Origin of the sequence: Hyunsoonleella ulvae (genome assembly GCF_016827605.1) — a bacterium.
Lineage (GTDB): Bacteria > Bacteroidota > Bacteroidia > Flavobacteriales > Flavobacteriaceae > Jejuia > Jejuia ulvae.
Map to the genome: position 1 here is coordinate 655918 of NZ_JAEPJQ010000002.1, position 21791 is coordinate 677708.

At 35.2% G+C, this 21791-nt stretch carries 12 protein-coding genes and 1 tRNA gene; 2 read left to right on the top strand and 11 right to left on the bottom strand.

Annotated features, from left to right (window positions below; all coding sequences use genetic code 11):
* Window positions 1-3: 3 nt before the first annotated feature.
* The 10 genes from JS605_RS08260 to JS605_RS08305 all read right to left on the bottom strand — a co-directional run bounded on the left by JS605_RS08260 (window position 4) and on the right by JS605_RS08305 (window position 17806).
* A complete protein-coding gene (locus tag JS605_RS08260) occupies window positions 4-2850 on the bottom strand; it encodes a sugar-binding domain-containing protein (protein WP_203257223.1) in 2847 nt (948 codons plus the stop codon).
* Window positions 2851-2873: 23 nt separating this feature from the next.
* Window positions 2874-3596, bottom strand: a complete 723-nt coding sequence (locus JS605_RS08265) for an SGNH/GDSL hydrolase family protein (RefSeq protein WP_203257224.1) — start codon at window positions 3594-3596, stop codon at window positions 2874-2876.
* A gap of 13 nt (window positions 3597-3609) precedes the next feature.
* The gene (locus tag JS605_RS08270) at window positions 3610-5010 is read right to left on the bottom strand and encodes a sugar porter family MFS transporter (RefSeq protein WP_203257225.1); all 1401 of its coding nucleotides are present in this window, start codon (window positions 5008-5010) and stop codon (window positions 3610-3612) included.
* A 41-nt stretch (window positions 5011-5051) separates the two neighbouring features.
* Window positions 5052-6617 carry a sulfatase gene (locus tag JS605_RS08275; RefSeq protein ID WP_203257226.1) on the bottom strand — a complete coding sequence of 522 codons (1566 nt, stop codon included), beginning with the start codon at window positions 6615-6617 and terminating at the stop codon, window positions 5052-5054.
* Window positions 6618-6694: 77 nt separating this feature from the next.
* Window positions 6695-8266, bottom strand: a complete 1572-nt coding sequence (locus JS605_RS08280) for a glycoside hydrolase (protein WP_203257227.1) — start codon at window positions 8264-8266, stop codon at window positions 6695-6697.
* 126 nt (window positions 8267-8392) lie between these two features.
* A complete protein-coding gene (locus JS605_RS08285) occupies window positions 8393-9820 on the bottom strand; it encodes a hypothetical protein (protein WP_203257228.1) in 1428 nt (475 codons plus the stop codon).
* A gap of 87 nt (window positions 9821-9907) precedes the next feature.
* Complete coding sequence (locus tag JS605_RS08290; RefSeq protein ID WP_203257229.1) at window positions 9908-11533, bottom strand: glycoside hydrolase; 1626 nt, start codon at window positions 11531-11533, stop codon at window positions 9908-9910.
* 32 nt (window positions 11534-11565) lie between these two features.
* A complete protein-coding gene (locus JS605_RS08295; RefSeq protein WP_203257230.1) occupies window positions 11566-13149 on the bottom strand; it encodes a RagB/SusD family nutrient uptake outer membrane protein in 1584 nt (527 codons plus the stop codon).
* Between the two features lie 4 nt (window positions 13150-13153).
* Entirely contained in the window at window positions 13154-16192 is a 3039-nt protein-coding gene (locus JS605_RS08300; RefSeq protein WP_203257231.1) for a SusC/RagA family TonB-linked outer membrane protein, read from the bottom strand.
* A gap of 183 nt (window positions 16193-16375) precedes the next feature.
* Window positions 16376-17806, bottom strand: a complete 1431-nt coding sequence (locus tag JS605_RS08305) for a hypothetical protein (protein WP_203257232.1) — start codon at window positions 17804-17806, stop codon at window positions 16376-16378.
* Between the two features lie 460 nt (window positions 17807-18266).
* Here JS605_RS08305 and JS605_RS08310 point away from each other — a divergent pair, with 460 nt between their 5' ends.
* Window positions 18267-19154: an AraC family transcriptional regulator gene (locus JS605_RS08310; RefSeq protein ID WP_203257233.1), complete on the top strand. Its 888-nt coding sequence runs from the start codon at window positions 18267-18269 to the stop codon at window positions 19152-19154.
* 136 nt (window positions 19155-19290) lie between these two features.
* Here the strand turns inward: JS605_RS08310 and JS605_RS08315 are convergent.
* Window positions 19291-19365: transfer RNA gene (locus JS605_RS08315), tRNA-Pro, on the bottom strand.
* 115 nt (window positions 19366-19480) lie between these two features.
* Here JS605_RS08315 and JS605_RS08320 point away from each other — a divergent pair.
* Entirely contained in the window at window positions 19481-21778 is a 2298-nt protein-coding gene (locus tag JS605_RS08320) for a TonB-dependent receptor family protein (protein WP_203257234.1), read from the top strand.
* The last annotated feature ends 13 nt before the right edge of the window (window positions 21779-21791 follow it).

A 21791-nucleotide genomic window follows, 5' to 3' on the forward strand; every position in this document is an offset into this window, starting at 1 on the left:
GTTTTAATATTTTAATAGCCTTTTCAATTGGCTTATTTCTATAGTTGTTTTAGGACTAAAGGCCTCACTTGCCATATAGTGTTTTAAACTATACAGGAGCTGTTGTGCTTCTAGTCTGTTGCGTAAATTGGTATGTAAATCTATAGCTGAGAATATCAATTTTCCTTTACCAACTTTACATTCAAATAAAAGTGTGGTCTTTCTATTTTTAAACCAGTCATCTATTACCCTTATTATAGGCGTTATTTCTGGTATCTCATCAAAAATGATAGCGTTGGAATGACTCATGGCATCCCACCACTGCCAATTGGAATGATATTCTGTTGGAAAATGTGCTAATGCTGGATGCGATGGATTACAAAGAATTCCCAGTGTATGAGGTTTCTGCTCTTTAGTCCAAGAAGTATTCCAGAAAATACTTGAAAAACCTATACCAATATTACCTCCATAATTTGGAGATATATCTCCTTTGGTAATGTTTAAAAGTACATTGCCACCGTTTTGTAAATAGCTGATGGTTTTAGCATCCAGTTTATTTACAATTTTAATGGATGCTTCATTTTCAATGGCTTCTTTTTGATTTGGATACACCCAAACGTCCCAACTATTCTTAAAATCTTCTACTGAAACAGTTAACGTTAACTTTTTGGCTATACTTATAGAACTTAAAGATTGATTTATAGTACCCAATTGAATGCCATTCCCTATTGGAATATCTGTTTTATCTAATTCGCCTTCAGAAAACACACTACCATCTGTATGAGTCAATTGCCATTTTGGAACCACCTGTTGCATAGGATTTTCACTAAAATGTGCTATTTCTATTTTTGCTGTAAGCGTTTCTGAATTCTTGAAAGTGCGTTTTTCCAGTCTTGCCAAAGGCACTGTATTTCCACTAAATGATTTAAATTCATCTGGCGACACATAACCTTTTTCATCCCAAAACGCATCCAAAATACCAACAAGTGCTGTACCTTGACCTGGAAAATCATGCAAATCTAATAGCTGATATCCTGCCATTCCTTTGGTTCGTAATCCTGCCTCTATATCAGCTTTATAACAAAGTGTTTGTAATTTTCCTGATGCCAATAAAAAGCTATCTGCTAATTTCAGCATCCCGTTTTCTTCCAAAGATTCTTTAAAAATTTCGAAGTTCCTAGGTTTTAAAACTCCCGTATACTTGGACATTTCTTTAAAGTTTGGATATACGCACCACTGACCCATTTCATGGCTCACATAAGGCATTGGTGTTTTATCTATAAATTTACTCCAATCAAATTCTGTCTGGGGTGGTTTAGCATTAATGATGCTTTCTAAGTTCTCGTTCCAACCTTGTATTCTTGGACCTCTATGGTTATAATAATCCATATTTTCAAGATATGGGTAGCCCGCACCACTTGTGTATAGCCTTCGGTTATCCAATGCCTTAAAATGGTCAACATACTTGGTTAAATACTGCTTGTGATTTTTTCCACTTGGTTCGTTACCATAGGTCATGAGTACGAAAGATGGATGATTTCCATAAGCGTTGATAATATCTTCGCCTTCTTTGTACAACCAGGCATCAACAGGTTCTCCATCCCCTAAACCAGCGCGCCACGCAGAAGCTTCGGCCTGAATATAAATACCCATCTCATCAGCAGCTTGAAATGCTGCTTTTGGAGGACACCAAGAATGAAAACGTATATGATTTAAACCATGCGCTTTTATAATTTTCATAATTCTTTTCCAAGAATCTACGTCTGTTGGAGGATAACCAGTTAATGGAAAAATGGCACATTCTAATGTCCCTCTAAGATAAATAGGTCTGTCATTAATGGTAAAAACCGTACCATCCGTTTTAAATTCTCTCATTCCAAAGGTTTCCATTTTTTTTTCTAAACCCTTTTCGGAATTTAAAGACAAATACATGTCGTATAAGTTGGGATTAAACTCATCCCATAGTTTAGGTGCATTGCCCATTGAATATTCTAATTCAACTACTTTGGAATCGTCTATTTGAATGGACTCTTTTACAATTTCAAGAGTTTGCCCATTTTCTGATTTCTCTTTAGCTTGAAGTGATAATTCAGCCATTTGGGTTTTCCCCGTTCCGTTTTCAATTTGAACTACAACCCTAACAGTTTTATCTGAAACGTTAGGGTACAATTTGATATTTCCAATGGATAATTTTGGAAGTGCCGAAAGCGATATATCCCCCACAATACCATTCCAATTGGTCTGTGTATTATCCGAAATACTATGGGCATCTAAACCAACGTTAATATCCTTTATACGGTTATCTACACGTATTGAAACAGTATGCTCACCAACTGATAATTTACCTAAATTATAATTATGGGCAGTAGCTAAACTATTCTGCATGCCCAGTTTCTTATTATCCACCCAAACAGTAGATTCCCAATGCACACGCTCTAGATGTAAATTAATGGTTTTGTTTTTCCATGCTTGAGGAATTACTACTGTTTTTTGATACCAAGCAGCACCTTTGTAATCTTTCACAGGTGTTAACCAAAATGGTACTTTTACGTTACCCTCTTTTCGATACTTTTCCATTTCGGGGTCTTTATACCAAAGGCTATCGTTCCACATATTACCAGTCCAATGGGTATTTACGGTAATATCATCCCCCTTACCATTCTCTGCCATGGAACTAGGCAATTTAACTACATCATCCAATTTTTTAGAAAACCATTTTTCCTGCTCTCCAACATCTAGAGAATCAATTTTAAAGTCCCAATAACCTGATAAATCAATTGACATCTGCTCACCACTAACACCAGCACATGCATTAAGCATAGGTACCAATACGCAAATAGATATGACTTTTATGGTTTTTAAAAACTTCATGTAGTAATTAGCTTTCGCTTTTATTATATTTTGAAATATTCAAAAATGGCATCAGCAACAAACTGATGTCCTTTTTGATTTATATGATTGTTCTGCGACATATACCCTTTTAGTGGCTGTATTTCTGCTAAAGCTTGAAATAATGCATAACTATCAACCAAACCAACATTATATTTTTTAGCTAATGCTCTAATCTGCTTACTGTGCTTAGCTAGAGGAGTATCTTCTGATGTAATGTCTTCTTTTAAATCTGGTGTTGGTGTTAAGAGTATTACTTTAGTACCATACGCTAGTGCCTCAGTTATCATTTGTTCCCAAGCTATTTTTGCACGCTCTAAACCAATACTTCTGTCATTTAAACCATAATCTATAAACAATACATCTGGCTTGTAAGTCAAGACTTCTTCCTTGAAGCGTTTGGCGCCTTGTTCGGCTTGTTCTCCCCCAATTGACGTAGTAATAGTATTTACTACTGAATAAGGGTAAAAATCATTTACTTTTTTTAAGGTTTTATATGGATAAGAGTTGAGTCTATCTAACACCCCTCCTGTGGTATACCCAGTAGGAACTGAGTGCCCATGAAACACTAAATTTATTGTACGGTTTTTGGGCCATTTTACTTTCAATTCTTGTTTTAAAGAATCTAAATAATTAGACGCCATGTTTTCTTCAGGCTGAGCACAGGCGTTATTTAAAGCCATCAATAAAAAAAATCCTAGAGCGATATGTTTTTTGAAAATTGACATTATCTATTAGTGTTTACTTCTCTTTTGTTAATTCCTGTTCTATTTCCTCCAAAGTCTTTCCTTTTGTCTCAGGTAATTTTATTCTTATGAATAGAAACCCTACTATACAAATGAAACTATAAACCCAAAATGTTCCTGAAGCTTCCAAGGCATCTTTCAAAATTGGGAATGTAAAGGTTAGTACAAACGAAGCTACCCACAGTGAAAAGGTTGCAATAGACATGGCAACACCTCGAATTTTATTTGGAAATATTTCTGAAAGTACTACCCATGTAATAGGCGCTAAAGACATTGAGTAAATAGCAATAGCTGTAATTACCATCAATAATACAGGCCAGCCGGTAAATTGAAAATAAAAAGCCCCTCCTAAAATCAGATATACTATACCCAATCCAATAGACCCAAAAAGCATTAATTTTCTACGCCCCCAACTATCTACAGTTCTCATCGCTACTAGTGTAAATATTAAATTCACACTTCCAGTTATCACAATATTGAATAGCATATCACCAACACTGTAACCAGCCGCAGTAAAAATCTCTTGGGCGTAATTAAAAATGACATTGATGCCACACCATTGTTGAAATATTGCTAAAACAATTCCTATAACTAAAATTGGTTTAATTTTTGGATTTTTAAAATCCGAAAAATTGATTTTTGATGTGCTACTCTCTTTTAAAGTCAACTTAATATTACTTAATTCCTCCTCAGCATAAGCTTTGCCACCAATTTTTGAAAGTATACTTTTAGCCATTTCAGGCTGAGCAATTTTCACTAAAAACCTAGGACTCTTGGGTACAACAAACATCAAAATAAAAAATAGAACAGCTGGAATCAATTCTGCCCAAAACATCCAACGCCAACCAGTTTGACCGTTCCAAGAATTTAAAATCATTTCTGGCGAAAAATCTTTCGGTATAGATTCAGCGATAAAAAAGTTAGCTATTTGCGCTGCTAAAATCCCTATAACAAGTGTTAACTGGTTGATTGCCACAAATTGGCCTCTATATTTTGCTGGTGCAATTTCTGCAATGTACATAGGAGATAAGGTAGAAGCTAATCCAATACCTAAACCACCAATAAGCCTGTAAATTATAAAAGGCGTAAATTCATTGACATATCCCGTACCAAACGCCGAAATTATGAATAAAGCAGCAGCAAGTATTAGAGGTTGTTTTCTTCCGAACTTATCAGCAACAAATCCAGAAACAACTGCTCCAAAGATGCAACCTATTAAAGCACTACTCATAGCCCAACCTTGTAATGTTGGCTCTGAACTTATGTTAAAAAAAAGCTCATAGAAAGGCTTTGCCCCTCCAATTACTACCCAATCATACCCGAATAGAAAACCACCCATTGCTGAAACAAGCGCTAAAAAGAGAAGGTAGGTAAAATTAAATTTTGGTTTAGACATTATTTAGTTTGGTTTTGTTTGTTTATGTTAATATTAATCTCCTAATCCTTAGTTGATAAGCTACTGTTATACCAATCCTCATTAGGCTTAAAATCTTTACTTAAAAAGTCTTTGCGCTGTTTTTCTAGACGCTGTAACATCTTGACCTTTCTATTATTTTCCTTTGTCTCAGCTTTGATAAGATCATAATCAGTATAAATGCCTGGAATTTTGGCATTAACACTAACCAAATAATTATCCAATTCAGCCCTTAAACTTTTAGCAATTGTTTCGTTTATTTTCGAAATATCGTTTTCCTCTCCTAGGTCAGCTGATAGATCATACAACTCATCATGCCCATCTTCCCAATAGTGAATAAGTTTGTAGTTTCCTTTTCTCACGATACTTACTGGATCTCCTCCTTGATTTCCATAATGCGGATAGTGCCAAAATAAAGCTCTGGTATCTAATGATTTGCCTCTTAAAAGAGGAACCAAACTTATGCCATCGATAACGTGACTAGGGTCTTGATCTATTCCAGCCAAGTCTAAGAGTGTTGGATAAAAATCGATTCCAGAAACAGGATAATCTACTTTCTTTAGTGCACTTTTTAACATAGGTGCTTTAATAAGGTATGGCTCTCTAATACCACCCTCCCATTGATAACCTTTTCCCCCTCTCAAAGGGTAATTCGTAGTAGAAAATGCATCGCCACTAGCTACTCCACCATTGTCAGAGGTAAATATTACTATGGTATTTTCTTCAAGACCAAGCTCTTTTAACCTATCCAAAACTACTCCAACTGCATCATCCATAGATTCTATCAAACCTGCATAAATTGGATTGTCTTGTACTGTCCTTATAGGCAACCTAGCTTCCATTGTAAAACCTGATTCTGGAATACCTTGTGCCTCTGCCTTATTTCTATATTTACTCCATTTCTCTTCTGTAGTCTCTATAGGTCCATGAACTGCATAAAATGATAGGAATGCAAAGAAAGGCTCATCTTTATTCGCAGTGATAAAATCTGCAGTTTCTAATGCCAAACGTTTGGTTAAATTCTCTCCTTCATACTTATAGTCTAATTTAGGGTTTTTCCAAGGTGCGTAATAGCCTCCTTTAGGACTACCAACTTCCCAACCTCCTTTGTTTATGTCAAATCCGTTTGTTTCTGGCATGTATGGTTCATCTCCTAAATGCCATTTACCTGCAAAAAACGTTTTGTAACCATTTTGCTTCAGTGCTTCTGCTATTGTAACACTCTCCTCCTTCAAGTTATATTCATACTCTGGAGGCATAAGCTTAGTGTTATTATTTTTCGCCCAAGTACTACCAGTCTCTGCACCAATCCAGTCTGTGATACCATGACGTGCCGCATCTTGACCTGTCATTAAACTAGCCCTTGAGGGGCTACATACCTGACATGCCGCATAACCTTGAGTAAACTGAATCCCCGTATTTGCAATCTCATCAATCTTTGGTGTTTCGTAGTACTTACTTCCTGAATAACCAAGATCATGAGCTCCAAGATCGTCAGCTAGAATAAAAACTATATTCGGTTTTTTTTGTTTAAGATCTTCTTTTTGGGACAGATCCTTGGCTTTACAGCCACTAAAAAAAGTGACCATAAAGCAAAGACCAAAAAATAAAACTAACTCTAACTTAACTAAATTTATTCTGAAAAAATTCATATATTTTTATACGTTTACAAAACACTACCCGTCAATGTATTGATAGATTTTGCTTTTAATATTATTGTGTTGTTGGTTATTTTTTTGTGGGCTAAATTATTATCAGCCGATGTAGTGTAAACACCGTTAATCTTACAATTTGAAACATCAATAGTTTTGTTTTCATCACTGTAATTCAAGGCAACAATTACTACTTTTGATGATGTCTTGTCCATATAAGCAGAATACATAAGATTTTCATATTGCTTTTCTATTGGCATATCATTCTCTTCTACTTTGATACCTACCCTAACCATACCGGGTTTAATAAATCTGGAATAATTTCCAAAAGCCCATAAAAGTCTAGATTCATGGTAATTGCCATCTTTTTTCATTTTATCTAAATTGAACAAATCGGATGATTCTCCAGAATCAAGATAAATTAAACCGTCTTTGTAATCGGCATTTGTCAACGCTGTCCACCATTGCCATGATGAAGCGTTTGCTATGGTTAAGTCGGCATGTATTACCCTAGCTACATAAAGTGCAGTATCAATACCCAAATCTCTTTTATTCCCACTACCTATGTCATCAGTATTTTCAAGAATACAAAATTCACTTTGCCAATAATCAATATCATCCTTTTTCAGTGCTTTAAAAAGCTTTTGTCTTATTTGAATCAAACTATCAACAGGCCAAGTCGTGAAATAACTGTGACCTGAAATCGTAGGTTTTACATGCTTTAGGTGTTTAACCGATGTTTCGTCATGAAAAAAATACTTGATTTGATTACCTCTATTAGGCTTGTTATATGAAGAATATAGCCAACGTAAATCTGCTGCCTCCCCTAAAACAATTTCTGTACCCAATTTATTTTTATCTATCTGTTTGTCAATAAGTTTCACTAATCTTAACATATCATCATTAGTAGCAGGAGTGCCCTCTTGCGTTTTTTTCTCCCATTCCCATTGAGGTTCATTTATGGGACTTAAATAATTGAAAGATATACCTTTGGAATCAAAATGTTTTAATATTTCAACCATAAACTCGGCATAATCATCATATTTATCATCTCTTAGATTTAGCTTCCCACTGATTAAATCATCATTGTAACCTTTTCCGTTTTTTGTCCAGTATACTGGTGCTGAAATCGAAAAAGCCAAAAACTTTTCCACTCCATAAGATTTGGCTTTTTGCAAAAACCACTGCTGTCCTTCATGTTTGCTCCAGTCATAATTTCCATTAGCATCGATAAATGATTCTGCTCGTCTCCATTCATTTTTTATATCGGAATTTATTCCCTGTTCAGATGTGCCTGCACCTATATAAAATCGCCACATAGATAAGCCAATACCTTTTGGATTTCCTTTGGAATCCAAATCATTACTGAATAACAATTCAGCTATTTTTTCTTTTTTTTCGACTGGCCAATATTTTCCAATAAATTGACATCTCCATGCATCTGATGCACCAAAGCCTTCCATAGTTTGAAACACGTTCTCACTATCAATACTAATCTTAGCAGATTGCGCGTTTAGACTATTTGTAAAAGTACATGCAATCAGAATCAGTACATGTATTATATTTTTTAAATTATATTTTAACATTTTTTGTTCTCACACCAATTACATAATAATCAATAATACTATTATTGTTAAGCAAAATTAGATATATTACTAGAACAAAAAATAGATGACAAAATTTAATATATGGACAATAATACTTTTGTTGTTTTAGTTACCTTTTACTATAATTTTATAAATCTGGTACAAACCTTGTTTATTAACATCTACTACTATGGCATTATCAGAACTGATTTCAGCAGATGCTGATTCTGTAAGGTAGGGCTCTGATTTTGCAGTATCATTATAATCAGCTGGTATGTAACGCTCAACGCTTTGTATAGAACTTAAGGTAAAACCATTTACTTTCACAGCCACTTTCTTACCGCTCTCCTTACCTCCTGTTATGTATAGCACCATAGTACTATCATCTTGCAAGGCTGCAGCTAAATGAAATTTATTTGATGTGGTTTTTAACGACTTACCCTTGTAAGATTCCGCCATATTACCTAAAATCTGCCCTGTAGGAAATATTTTAGAATAATTCCAATTAGTTACACCCAAACCAGGCACTGGACTATTAATAGGTGGCCAGTATGCAGCTGCTTGAGCTCCAGATCTAGCATAGATGTGGATAATATCTGGAATAATATTAGCTGCTTCCATATATAATGCTCTGTCATTATAATCCCTAGAAGGCATCCACTCTGAGAGATATTTAAAATTCTTGTTCGAATTAAAGTTATCTGCACAATCCTTTATTCTCTGTTCCAAATCAGCGATGTTATGTGTGTCCGTAACATATCCTGTGTAGGTATGTAACCCTACCCCATCAATAGCATCATATGCTCTGGTAAACTTATTTTTCATAGTAGTAAATTCCTGTGGCTGGGTATAATCACCATTAATAAGCAGCTTAAACTTACGGTTTGGATATTCGCTAACTATATACTCTGTCAATTCCATAGCAATATTGACATATTTATCTAATTTTTGAGCTCTGGTTACTCCACCAGCCCATTGCAACCACCATTCATTACCAATTTCTAAAAGACCACCATCTACAGAATTAATACTAGAAAGGTCTATAGCCTGTTTCGCTCTATCTTTTAACAGCGTTATGGCGTTGTTGTATTGATTGGACCCAACCGCTGTATTCATGGCATTTGTGGTAGGGATCACAATACTATAGTTAGACACATTAGCTTTTAAGGTTGCAACTGAAGCTCCAGGATTCGTTGGTGTTTTATCCCAACCTGGAGTTGTGTTGCTCGTCCAAGCATAAAACTCAGATTCCCAACCACCAGGATATCTTACCACAGTTGTTCCTATGTCTCCTAAGGTAGAAACAAAGCTTGCAAAAGTCTCATCAGAAACTAGACGCCAATCATTATTAATCCCAAAAATATCAGGGTAAATATCTACCGCATCTGTAGCGTCAACTGTTAATGTAATATCAGCATCTGCTGACCCTCCAGTAATTGGACCATCGTCTGTATCATCAAATTTAGGGTCGTTAGGATCTGTAGGACTACTGGTACTACAAGCCATAACCAATCCCATTAAAACGAATACCAATGTTTGTCTTATCTTAATCATATCTTTTTTTTTAAATTTATTTATTATAGTGGGAAGTAATTAAGCACTAAGCTTGAGCTTAACACTAATAATATCTCACAGTTAATTTTATTTAAGCACAGCTTTTAATGTTACGATGGATTTTCTAGGTATGTCAACACCATCATATTGCATTGTTGACTTCTTTAGGTTAGTTCCTGATGATGTTGTGAAGGCCTCAAAAGTATCATTCACAACTTCAAAATCGACACCATAGTTTTCAAAAGATATACGCCTTGTTGAATCAGTGTTATTAATACAAACAATAACCAAATCTTTATTTGAAGCACCTCCTTTATATCCCGAAATCATAAAATTTTCTACAGAAGCATTATCACTATAATCAGGATCATTAATTTCAAACCTAACCATACCAGGCCTAATAAACCTACTAAAGTTCCCTAAAGCCCAAAGCAATTTATTATCTGACACTGTTCCATCTGTGTGAGAGGGCCCATTAGAATTTGGAGTCCACAACACAAGATTAAACCTATAACGATGATCGCCAAATGTGGATCTATTAAGTGCCGTCCAAAAACTCCAACCAGTAGCATTACCAAAAACTAAATCTGTATGAATAATTCTACTCATCCACAAAGCGTAATCTATTTCCGATAGATCACTTGCCTCTCTTCCATTGAGGTATGCCGTACCCAAAAGACTATATTCTGTTTGCCAATAATCTAAACCATAGCTCTCCACAGTTGTTTTTAGAGACTTTCGTTGCCTTAATGACTCACTTGTAGTACCATTACTAAAATAACTATGTCCTGCAATATGTTTTGACAAATTATCCAAATCTCCAATATAGTTTGAGCTGGACGTGTTAAAAAAATCATTAACCTGATTTTCTCTGTTAGTACTACCTTCAAACAAATACTTTAATTGAGCAGCTTCAGGAATCATAATTTTAGCATTCACTCCTTTCTGTGCAAATACACCATCAATAATTCTTGTAACTGTTGCCATCTCTCCGTTAGTTGCTCTTGTTCCAGATTGTTGTGCCTCTCCTACTGTTGCATTCCACTCGTATTGAGTTTCATTAAAAGGACACACTGTAGTAATATTGTAACCGTCGTCCTCATATTTTTTAACCACATCTGCTAAGAAATTAGCAAAATCATCATATTTATCTGGTTCACAATTAAAAGTAGGAACATCTGCTGTACTAAAAACATAGCCGTTTTTAGTCATGAAATATGGAGGAGAACCTGTCCATGCTGTAAATTTGTCCACACCATACTCTTTGGCTTTAGACATAAACCACCTTTGTCCTTCTTGCTTATTCCAATCGTAAGTACCATCCGGCGCCAAATAACATTCCATCTCACGAAACCAATTCGAAGCTTTAAAGCCACTATTAACCTGGTCCGCAGACCCTTCTCCTATGATAGTTCGCCACAAAGACAACCCAATACCCTCGGGATCTCCCAAAGCATTAGTTTCTGTACTAAATAACCATTTAGCTACTTTATTTCTGGAGGCATCGGGCCATTTTCCAACCCATTGGTCTTGAAAACCGCCCGAAGCTCCAAAATGATCTATGACTTGATATGTAGTGTTTAAGTTTAAACTAATACCATCTTGAGGCACTTCAAACTTTGGATCATTAGGATCCGTAGCATTATCCGAAGTACACCCCATAAATAGTGCAACATGTGTAAAAACTAAAACATACTTATATAATCTCAACATTCATTCTCTTTTTCAAAAGCTTAACAAAAAAATTAATACCCAGGGTTCTGCGTTATATTACCTCTGGATAATTGAATTTCTCTAGGAGGAACAGGCCACAACATATGGATATCTGGATCGAATAACGCTCCACTATCTTGTGATTCTAATAAGTTTGTAGTCTCAAAAGGATCAGTACTCTCTTCAGTATTATACTTCACAAAGGAACCATTTGGGCCCAATATTAATGCTATTCTTGGCACACCATTTATCTTTTGCCTTCTTAGATCATATAACCTGTGTTGCTCCAAGGCCATTTCTAGACGTCTTTCTTTCCAAATTGCATCTCTTAAAGCATCTCCAGACAAAGACATATTAGTACTCAAACCAACACGATCTCTCACAAGTTTTAACGAGTTTCTAGCAGATGAGGCGTCTCCATTAAAATACGCAGCCTCAGCATGAAACAATATAACATCTGCTAATCTTATGTGAATATATTGTCCAGGAATCTGCCCTCTTTGATACGGTTCTGGTCTTTCCCCAACTGGTGTATAATATTTTCTGTTTGTACGCCCAGATTTATTTTCAGAGGGTTTTCCATCAAACTCAGTTACAGCTGGATCACCAAAAACAGGCTCACCATGTTTAATGATTGTAGACCTTAATCTGATATTATCACCTTCACTTAAAAATGCATTTTCCAAATCGCTAGTTGGAGAACCCCAGCCCCAGCCACGGTCACCACGACTACCATTGGTAATAGAGAATTGCCCTCCTATATCTTGAAACGTAGGATTGTTAATAAATTCTATTGCAAATATCGATTCTATACCATGAGCATTGCCAATTCTATATAGGTCTGCAAAATCAGCCTCCAAAGCATACTCTCCTGAATCCATAACCGTTTTAGCCATAGCTTGTGCTTGAGCCCACTTTTCTTGGTATAAATACACTTTAGCCAATAGCGCTTGGGCAGCACCTTTGGTAGCCCTACCTAAATCGTCTGCCGCATACTCACTTTTTCTTGGTAAATTGTTAATAGCAACCTCTAAATCCTGTTCTATAACAGCATATACCTCTTCAACTGATGCACGAACCTTATCATTGATAGAAGGGTCTAATATTTCTTCATAGGAGGTTACAATAGGCACTCCCCCAAAATTACGCACCAAATCAAAATAGAAAAACGCCCTTATAAATCTAGCCTCACCAATATACTGGGTTTTCTTATCTTCTTCTATACTTTCTATTCCAGGAATTCGATCTAATGAAATATTAGCCCTTGTGATACCTATATAATGGCTTTCCCATAAAAAATTAAAATACCTAGAACCTGCGAATACATTATATTGCGCTATTCCAGTAATATCTGGTCGTGGTTGAGCTGTGTTACCTGCCCAGTTATCATCCGTAGCCATTTCGTTAATTTGGCGCTGAAAATTAACTTGCCACCAACTTTCACCATTTACCTTTCTGTATATACCGTTAATAAACGCCTCAGCCTTCTCAGCAGTTGAAAAGAAATCATCCAACTCCTCTTGACCTTGTACCGGTTGATCTAAAAAATCCGACGGATCACAACTCGCAAAAAATAGAGTTGTGACAATACCTAATAATAAAAAAATCTTTTTCATAGTCTTATAATGTTAAATTTAGTCCTAATAAATATGTTCTAGACACTGGGTTTCTACGATAGTCCACCCCATAACGATCAATAATACTCAATTGGCTAGGGTCTCCCCCTGAAACTTCAGGATCAAAACCACTATAGTCTGTAATTGTTAAAAGGTTTTGCCCTGACACATATAACCTACACCTCTTAAATCCTTTAACTTTGAAATTGTACCCTAATTGCACATTACGCAATCTTATATAAGATCCATCTTCAACAAACAAATCTGATGGGTTTTGGTAGTTCCCGTTTCTGTCTAATTCAGTTAACCTAGGAAACCTTGCACCTGTATTCGTAGGAGACCACACTACATCTCTAGTACCAGCAAGCACATTGAGATTTTGTGTTCCTGAATATATGTATTCTAGATTACTATTCCACACATCATTACCAAAAGTTCCGTACCATTGCATGGACATATCAAACCTTTTATACTTCATGTTGATATTTAACCCCGTAAAGAAATCTGGAAACGGATTTCCTATTCCAACCAAATCCTCGTCAGTTAACTCACCATCTCCATTTTGATCTACAAAACGCAAATCTCCTACTTGAGCATTAGGTTGTATAATGGTACCATCTTCAGAAGTATGAGAATTCAACTCTGTTTGGTTTTGAAAAATCCCATCTGTCTCATAACCTAGAAATTGCCCTACTATACCACCTAACTCCGTTCTTTTTATATCCCTGTTCCCTAGAGTAGATCTTCTTTGTGCCAAAAGCACTTCATTTCCTGGAGCTAGCTCAATAGCTCTACTTTCATTGGACGATACTGTTAAATTAAGCCCTAAGGTAAAATCATTCCAATTTTTGTTGTAACCTAAGTTAAGATCGAATCCTTTAGACTGAAAACTACCTACATTTTGAGACACCACTCCCGGTACCCCCGTATAGTTTGGTAATTCAACATCGAACAATAAATCCTCTGAAGTTTTTTCATAGTACTCCGCAGATAGCGTAATAGCATTATTGAATAACCCTAAATCTACCCCAACGTTTTTATCTCTTACGGTCTCCCATTGTAAAAGCGGGTTTCCTAAGCGATTTAAGAAATTAGCAGGCACTCTATCTCCACCAAATACAAAATCTCCACTCCCCACAAGAGAGAACTGACCGTTTCTGTCTATCTGTTGATTTCCAAGCTCTCCAGTACCTATCTTGAAACGAAGATTGTTTATAGCTTTACTCTTAAACCAATCTTCTGAATCCACATCCCAAGCAAAAGAGATTCCTGGGAACACTCCTGTATTTTTGTCTTTTGCAAAACGGGAAGCTCGATCCACCCTTACCGAAGAGTTAAGCGTATACTTACCATCAAAACTGTAGATTGTTCTAAATACAGCAGACCAAATATTATCAGTCGCATCATTACCCTCTACCCTTACCGTTTCACCTTGAGCTGCATTTAACTGCCTTAAATTTACGTTAGTATTACTGGGTAATCCATCCGCAAAACCTTCAACATACTCCCAATTTCTAGAATCGTATAAAATACCGCCTAAAACATTAAAATAATGTTTTTCATTGATAGTTTTCTCAAAAGTGATGGTGTTGTTTATAACATAATCAAAATTAGTGGTCTTTCTTTCCCTGTAGTTATTTATTTCTAACTGACGATTTGGACCTAAAAAATATTCTGGTTCAAATCGTTCTCTGGTCCTAGATGACATATTAACCCCAATCTGTGAAGAAAACGTTATGCTTGGTGTTATTTTAACGTTTAACTGTGTATTTGAAAAAATACCAAAAAAGTTGTTATCGTCAAAATGTCTTGCCAGAGCATTCACAGGATTGGTTACTAAGTTAAGAGGTAAACCATGTATACTAAATTCATTACGCCCTTCACGTTCACTTTGAGGGATAAAAACTGGTGTTAAAGGATCAATTCGTAATACGTTATCCAATAGACCCTGCGTGGTTTCCCATCGTTCTATTCTAGGGCTTATATCTTGTTTCAGAGTTACTTTATCTGATATTTTAAAATCCACATTAAATCTTGTGGTAACTCTTTGGTACCATCCTTTGGCATAGTTAGATTGCTGGTCAAAAAAACTAGCACTAGCCGAATACTTGATATTTTCACTACCACCAGAAGCTCTAATATTAGCATTTACAACGGGCGCATAATCCTCCACTACTTCATCCCACCAATCAGTTCCTTCTCCAAAATCATTTGGGTCATACAATGGCGCTGTTCCATCATTAGCCCTTCTTGTATTGATTATGTCTATATACTCCTGCGCTCCTGCCATCTCAACTTTTTCCCACTGTTGAGCACCATAATTAAAATCGAAGTTTACTACTGCTTTACCTTCTTTACCTCGCTTTGTAGTTATAAGAACCACCCCATTTGACGCTCTTGAACCATAAATAGCTGATGCCGCAGCATCCTTCAATATGTCTACGCTTTCTATATCTTGAGAATTAACAGAGTTTAAAGAAGTACCTGATGGCTGCATTACTCCATCAATTACTATAAGCGGACTAGTGTTTGTGGTTCCAGTCACTACACCTCGAATAAGAATAGTCGGCGATGCTCCTGGAGCTCCTCCAGATGACAATACTTGAACCCCTGACGCTCTTCCCTGTAGTGCTTCCGCAGGGTTACTTGCCACTTGAGTCACTATATCCTCCCCCTTGACAGAAGATATAGAAGTGGCTATTTTATCTCTTTTTACCGCCCCATAACCAATTACAACTACTTCATCCAATTGCTCATTATCTTCTAAAAGAATTATATTGATGTTGCTTCTATTATTTACCGCAACTTCTTGCGTTTTAAAACCTACATAACTAAATACCAAAGTAGCGTTACCCCCAACTGTTATGGTATAATTTCCATCAAAATCTGACACAAAGCCATTGGTTGTATTTTTTTCAAGGATATTGACCCCAGGCAATGGCACACCCTGATCATCCGTAATAGTTCCTCCAATAGTACTTTGTGCCATTATCGTAAAACTGAAGCACAACATACTGATTGCAATTAAAGTTATTTGTTTCATTTAATTTGCTTTTTTAAAGTTTAGTTGTTATAAAATTTATTAGTGCGAAAATCCAAAAGAAATATTACCAAAATCCATTACCAATGGTATTATTTTGCTATTTCTTTCTAATATTTAAATCTAAATTCTGAGAAAGTTCAGTTAGACTTCTCTAAAACCAAACATTCTCAGACCTTAGTTATATTATCTATCTTTTGCTATAACCCTATTTAAATGTGTATCGAAGATAAAAGTGTAATCCTTATTTAAAGCGCTATCATCAAATACATAGTTATTACCTCCTCCCGGAATAGTTTTAGAAGGATCTCCTCCATTAACATCTACTCGCCAGAACGGCGCCCAACCAGACGTATTAGCATTCAATATGAAACCATTTGCTCCATTATCATTAGGTTGATCTTGCAACGTTACATCAATAGTCCATAAATAACTATTGTTTGCATCTTGAGTAAATGGCTTACCTGAATTAAAATGCCAACACTGAGTACTTCCATCGTTATTATTTGTACATGTAGAAGTTGTGGCATCTATATAAATTCCTCTACCTAAAATGTAAACTTGATCAAAAGCTGCATCAGTTGGCGTATATGGTGTTACCGTATAACTTAAATCCCTAACATCCATAGTAATTTCATAATATCCTACATTAGGAATTACTATAGGTGCTACCGTAACATCCTGTCCTAAAACCAGTTGCCCTGGTATGTTAGGATTAGCTCCAAAAGTAAATGGCTCAAAAGATCCTGCTTGCGGAATAAACCTAACCTCTGAGTTAGCTACAGTAGAATAATACCTACCCGTGAAAACATATCCATCTTCACCTGATACCTGACTTCCCTCGGTTGTAAAAGGTATTCCAAAAATATCTTGATTTAACGCTGCATCTGTAGTTTCATCAGTTAAAAACATTGCACCAAATTGTAAATCTGTAACTATACTTACTGACACAGAAGCTGTAGCTTCATTTCCAGCTGCATCTATTGCCGTTATCGTAAAATCGTAATTTCCTGGATTAGCTACATCTAAGCTATTACTATAGTTATGTGAAGCACCTGAAACAGGAATTGTCTCGTTTAAAATATCACTTTCAATTCGCAATTCAGCCAATTCTCTATCGGCTAAATCAATATTTAAATCTATTTCATTTCCAGCACCTATTAAAACTGTAGCTCCATTAGCAGGACTATTTACAGTAATTGTTGGAGCAGAAATATCCCTATCTAAAGTAACTACAACATCTCGAGTCGTTTCTACATTCCCGGCATTTGTAATAGTTACCGGAATAGTGTGCACACTAAACTCCTCTGCATCATCTGGAACTTTAAATTTATAGGATATGGTGTAAGTTTCAGGCAAGGAATCTTTTAAAATAGTTTTATCAAGAAACCAAGACTCATACTTAAAGTTTACAGTTTTAATCCCCGCAGGATCTGTAACTATTCCCTCAAAAACAAATTCCTCCCCTGGCAGAGACGATATCTCTTGTATTAAGGTCTGAAATGCCGGTGTAGAATCTACAGTAACAGAATCATCATCATTATCGCAACTAGCCAATATTAATGCAAATACCAAGCTAATGCCTCCTAGCAATTTTAATTTAGTTGTTCTCATCATTTTTATTTAGTTTATTGTTTTTAAATCTTTATTAACATAGACATTTTTAACATCAAGAAAGACTTTTTTGTAAAATTATGTTTTGGTTTAAAAAAATGTTATTGACAAATCTTAACACCCTTTTTGACATTATTCTCAAAAAGCAAAACAAATATTTACATTATTACAAATATACAATGCATTAAACCTAAAAGTAATAGACAAAAAAATCCTAAATATGGATAAAAATACTTAACTTTCAGCATTTAAAATCAATTAACCAACTGAAAATAAAATCATTTCTTATGGACTAGTAATATTATTCCTCAAAAGGACGTTCTGTAGTTATAAGTATTAATTAGCAATGCAGCATCATTGTATCATGCCTTGTAATACAATAACTTGTAAAAAAACACAAGAAAAAGCCTTTACAATTTAATAAAACTAGCACACCTCTTAACTAAATTTAACAATTACAAAAATGGATAATGCATTAGTAAAAGAAGGGTTCCTGGGTCAAAAGATGATTGCTCTACCAGAAGCTGTCATAAACATCATAAAGAATAATGCTATTACTAAAAAATTCTACATTACTGATTTAGGTTATTATCCAGTAGCACACAATCATTTTCGTTATAGAAAAAAAGGAGCCAAAGAGTTTATTTTTATTTACTGCACCAAGGGCAAAGGAGAAGTAATTATCAACAATTCTAAGACGGAAATAGGGCCTAATCAATTTTTTATCATTCCCAAAAAAGTTAAACACGAATACAGAGCAGATACCACAGACCCTTGGAGTATTTATTGGTTTCATTTTAACGGTACAATGGCCCCAAAACTTTATAACCGCCACAAGACGACCCACTACAGCAACTATAAAGATGTTTTATTTTCAACCGATAAGATCGATTTATTTAATAAAATATTTGATTTATTTGAGAGAAACTATTTAGAAAAGCAAATAGAATACGCAAATTTATTAAGCCTTGGTTTTATTAGCTCCTTTGTTTACCACAATGCTAATTCTAGTACAGTAATCAACCAGAAGGACACACTCGTTGACCAGATAAAAAGCTTTTTATTGTCCAATTTGGGAGAGAATTTTACATTAATTGAAATTGCAAATAAATTTAATTACTCAAAATCATATTTACATACTAAGTTTAAAAAAGAAACCGGTTACCCCGTGATGGTATTTTTTAATTTAAAAAAAATACAAAAAGCATGCGAGTATCTAAACTATACAGACATGAGCATTAAAGAGGTTAGCTATAAAATTGGGTTTGATGACCCTTTATATTTCTCTAGGATTTTTAAGAATTTTATGGGTAAATCCCCTAGGAATTATAGACAAAGTAAAAGAAAATAACCCAAAAATCTTTGCTTTCAAAGTTTCAGCATAAATGGTTCACAAACTTCTACCTATCATCCAACTCAATGATTAATAAAAAAACACTGCCAGAAATACAACTAACAGTGTTTTTAAAATTACCTGAATAATTTTGTCGGGGTGGCAGGATTCGAACCTGCGACCTCCGCGTCCCAAACGCGGCGCGATAACCGGGCTACGCTACACCCCGATGCAGCTATCTAAGCGGGTGCAAATATACTTATTTTAGTCAGTTTAAAATGATTTTTTTAAGAAAATTTTAGTTCTCTAAACTTTTTCGTTTTTTATAAAACATCTACTTTACGATGGTGAAAACAAATCTATTTCTTTCTATCTTTTTCATCATCATATTAAAATCATGTTTTTATGCACAAAACATAGATCGCAATACAATAATAGACAGTGAAAATGGTAGCTTATTACTTAATGTTAGCATTACTAAAATTGAAAACGATTCTATATTTGCAAGTGACGATGGCTATTTTACAATTAAAATCTCAGGTTTTTATACGTTTAGCAAAGAGGGATATACTACTCGTAAGGTCAAACTAAATTCTAAGAAAGGGTACAAAATTGCACTTCAAAAAACACCTTCAGCATTGAACGAAATCATAATTAACACCCACCACTTACCAATCAAACTTAAGTCTTCCACAACAAGTACAGCCCTTGTTTCAGCAAAAGATATAGAGAGAGGCAACTCTGTTAACATTAACGAAGCATTAAATAGAGTACCCGGAGTATTTATGCAAACAGGTGCACTAAATACTAATCGTATCACAATACGTGGTGTTGGAGCAAGAAACCTATTTGGCACCTCTAAAATTAGAGCATATATTAAGGATATTCCTTTAACCAATGGTAGTGGGGAAACTAGTCTTGAAGACTTCGAGCTAAGTGCAATCTCCAGAATTGAAATCACTAAAGGTGCCACTTCCAGCGTTTATGGTTCAGGGTTGGGAGGCGTTATACAACTCATGCCTAAAAAAGCAATTTTAAACAACTATAGCATCAGTAATGAAACTACTATTGGCTCTTTTGGATTATTGAAAAATCTTTCCCAGCTTAACTACGGAGGCGCTAAACACAATTTAAAATTGGTGTACAGCCATACAAATAGTGATGGCTACAGAAACAACAATCATTATAAGAGAAGTAGTTTAACCTTACTTAGCTCTCACAGCTTTAATACTAAAAACGAACTTTCTGTATTTGGAGCATTTTCAGGTTTAAAGGCTTTTATTCCAAGCTCTTTAAATGAAACTGATTTTAGAAACAACCCACAAAAAGCAGCATTTACTTGGTCGGCAGCTAAAGGCTTCGAAGATACCAAGCGTAACATAATAGGTGTATCGCTGCAACATAAATTTCACGACAGGCTTAAACAAACCACAAGCATATTTGCTTCCTTTAGAAACTCTTACGAACCAAGACCCTTCAATATTTTAGAGGAATCTGTTTTTGGTTACGGACTTAGACATCGTTACATTGGCAATTTTAATATTAATGACAAAGCAGTTAATTGGACATCAGGGATAGAGCTTTTCAAAGACCAATACAAATACCAAACTTTTGAAAACCTGTATCAAGATTTTCCTGAGGCAAATGGCAGCATTCAAGGTGAAGCCTTATCAAACTTTAAAGAAAAAAGATACTATTACAATCTATTTTTTGAGGGTAGGTATAGTATGTCTTCCAGAACAGATATTGTACTTGGAATAAACTATAATAAAACAGGTTATGACCTTGAAGATGAATTTCCAACATCAGCTTCCAACCCCGATCAATCTGGAAGCTTTACCTTTAAAGGTATATTTTCCCCTAAGTTTGGGCTGTTATATAGCTTAAACACAACATCTAATATTTACGCCAATGTTAGCCACGGGTTCTCTCCTCTTACATTACAAGAAACACTACTACCAAACGGACAAATTAATAACAATTTAAGCCCTGAAACTGGTTGGAATTTAGAACTAGGCTTAAAAGGACAAGCTATAAAAAAACGTTTAGAATACAATATTTCAATCTATCGATTGTCCATAAAAAACCTTTTGGTTGCCAGACGTACTGCCGAAGATGAATTTATTGGTATTAATGCTGGAAAAACCCAGCATGATGGTTTAGAGGCCAACTTAAACTATAACATCATAAACTCTGAAAAAATACAACTTTCTATATTTGGGAGTTGTACACTTAATCAATATAAATTCAGAGATTTCGTGGATGGTACTGCAAATTTTTCAGGAAATGATTTAACTGGTGTACCATCTCACGTTCTTAATTTGGGGATAGATGTTAACACCACTTCTGGAGTGTATGGTAATATCAACGTTCAAAACGTTGGTGCAATGCCAATCACCGACAGCAACTCTATTTATAGTGATACTTACACTATTTCAAATTTTAAAATAGGATACAGAAAAACACTTTTTCCGCAATTAACCGTCCACACATTTTTGGGTATCAACAATATATTTGATGTCTCTTATGCATCCCAAATATTAATTAATGCCAGTAGCTTTGGTGGCAATGCGCCTCGGTATTTTTATCCTGGAAATCCGTTAAACTATTACGCCGCTATGGCTTTAAATTATTCGTTTTAATGTATATTTACTG

What these genes read in the sequence shown, in the direction of transcription:
- JS605_RS08275 (WP_203257226.1), bottom strand. Translation starts at nt 6,617, where the DNA reads ATGGTCACTTTTTTTAGTGGCTGTAAAGCCAAGGATCTGTCCCAAAAA.
- JS605_RS08300 (WP_203257231.1), bottom strand. Translation starts at nt 16,192, where the DNA reads ATGAAACAAATAACTTTAATTGCAATCAGTATGTTGTGCTTCAGTTTT.
- JS605_RS08280 (WP_203257227.1), bottom strand. Translation starts at nt 8,266, where the DNA reads ATGTTAAAATATAATTTAAAAAATATAATACATGTACTGATTCTGATT.
- JS605_RS08310 (WP_203257233.1), top strand. Translation starts at nt 18,267, where the DNA reads ATGGATAATGCATTAGTAAAAGAAGGGTTCCTGGGTCAAAAGATGATT.
- JS605_RS08295 (WP_203257230.1), bottom strand. Translation starts at nt 13,149, where the DNA reads ATGAAAAAGATTTTTTTATTATTAGGTATTGTCACAACTCTATTTTTT.
- JS605_RS08305 (WP_203257232.1), bottom strand. Translation starts at nt 17,806, where the DNA reads ATGATGAGAACAACTAAATTAAAATTGCTAGGAGGCATTAGCTTGGTA.
- JS605_RS08285 (WP_203257228.1), bottom strand. Translation starts at nt 9,820, where the DNA reads ATGATTAAGATAAGACAAACATTGGTATTCGTTTTAATGGGATTGGTT.
- JS605_RS08290 (WP_203257229.1), bottom strand. Translation starts at nt 11,533, where the DNA reads ATGTTGAGATTATATAAGTATGTTTTAGTTTTTACACATGTTGCACTA.
- JS605_RS08260 (WP_203257223.1), bottom strand. Translation starts at nt 2,850, where the DNA reads ATGAAGTTTTTAAAAACCATAAAAGTCATATCTATTTGCGTATTGGTA.
- JS605_RS08265 (WP_203257224.1), bottom strand. Translation starts at nt 3,596, where the DNA reads ATGTCAATTTTCAAAAAACATATCGCTCTAGGATTTTTTTTATTGATG.
- JS605_RS08270 (WP_203257225.1), bottom strand. Translation starts at nt 5,010, where the DNA reads ATGTCTAAACCAAAATTTAATTTTACCTACCTTCTCTTTTTAGCGCTT.
- JS605_RS08320 (WP_203257234.1), top strand. Translation starts at nt 19,481, where the DNA reads ATGGTGAAAACAAATCTATTTCTTTCTATCTTTTTCATCATCATATTA.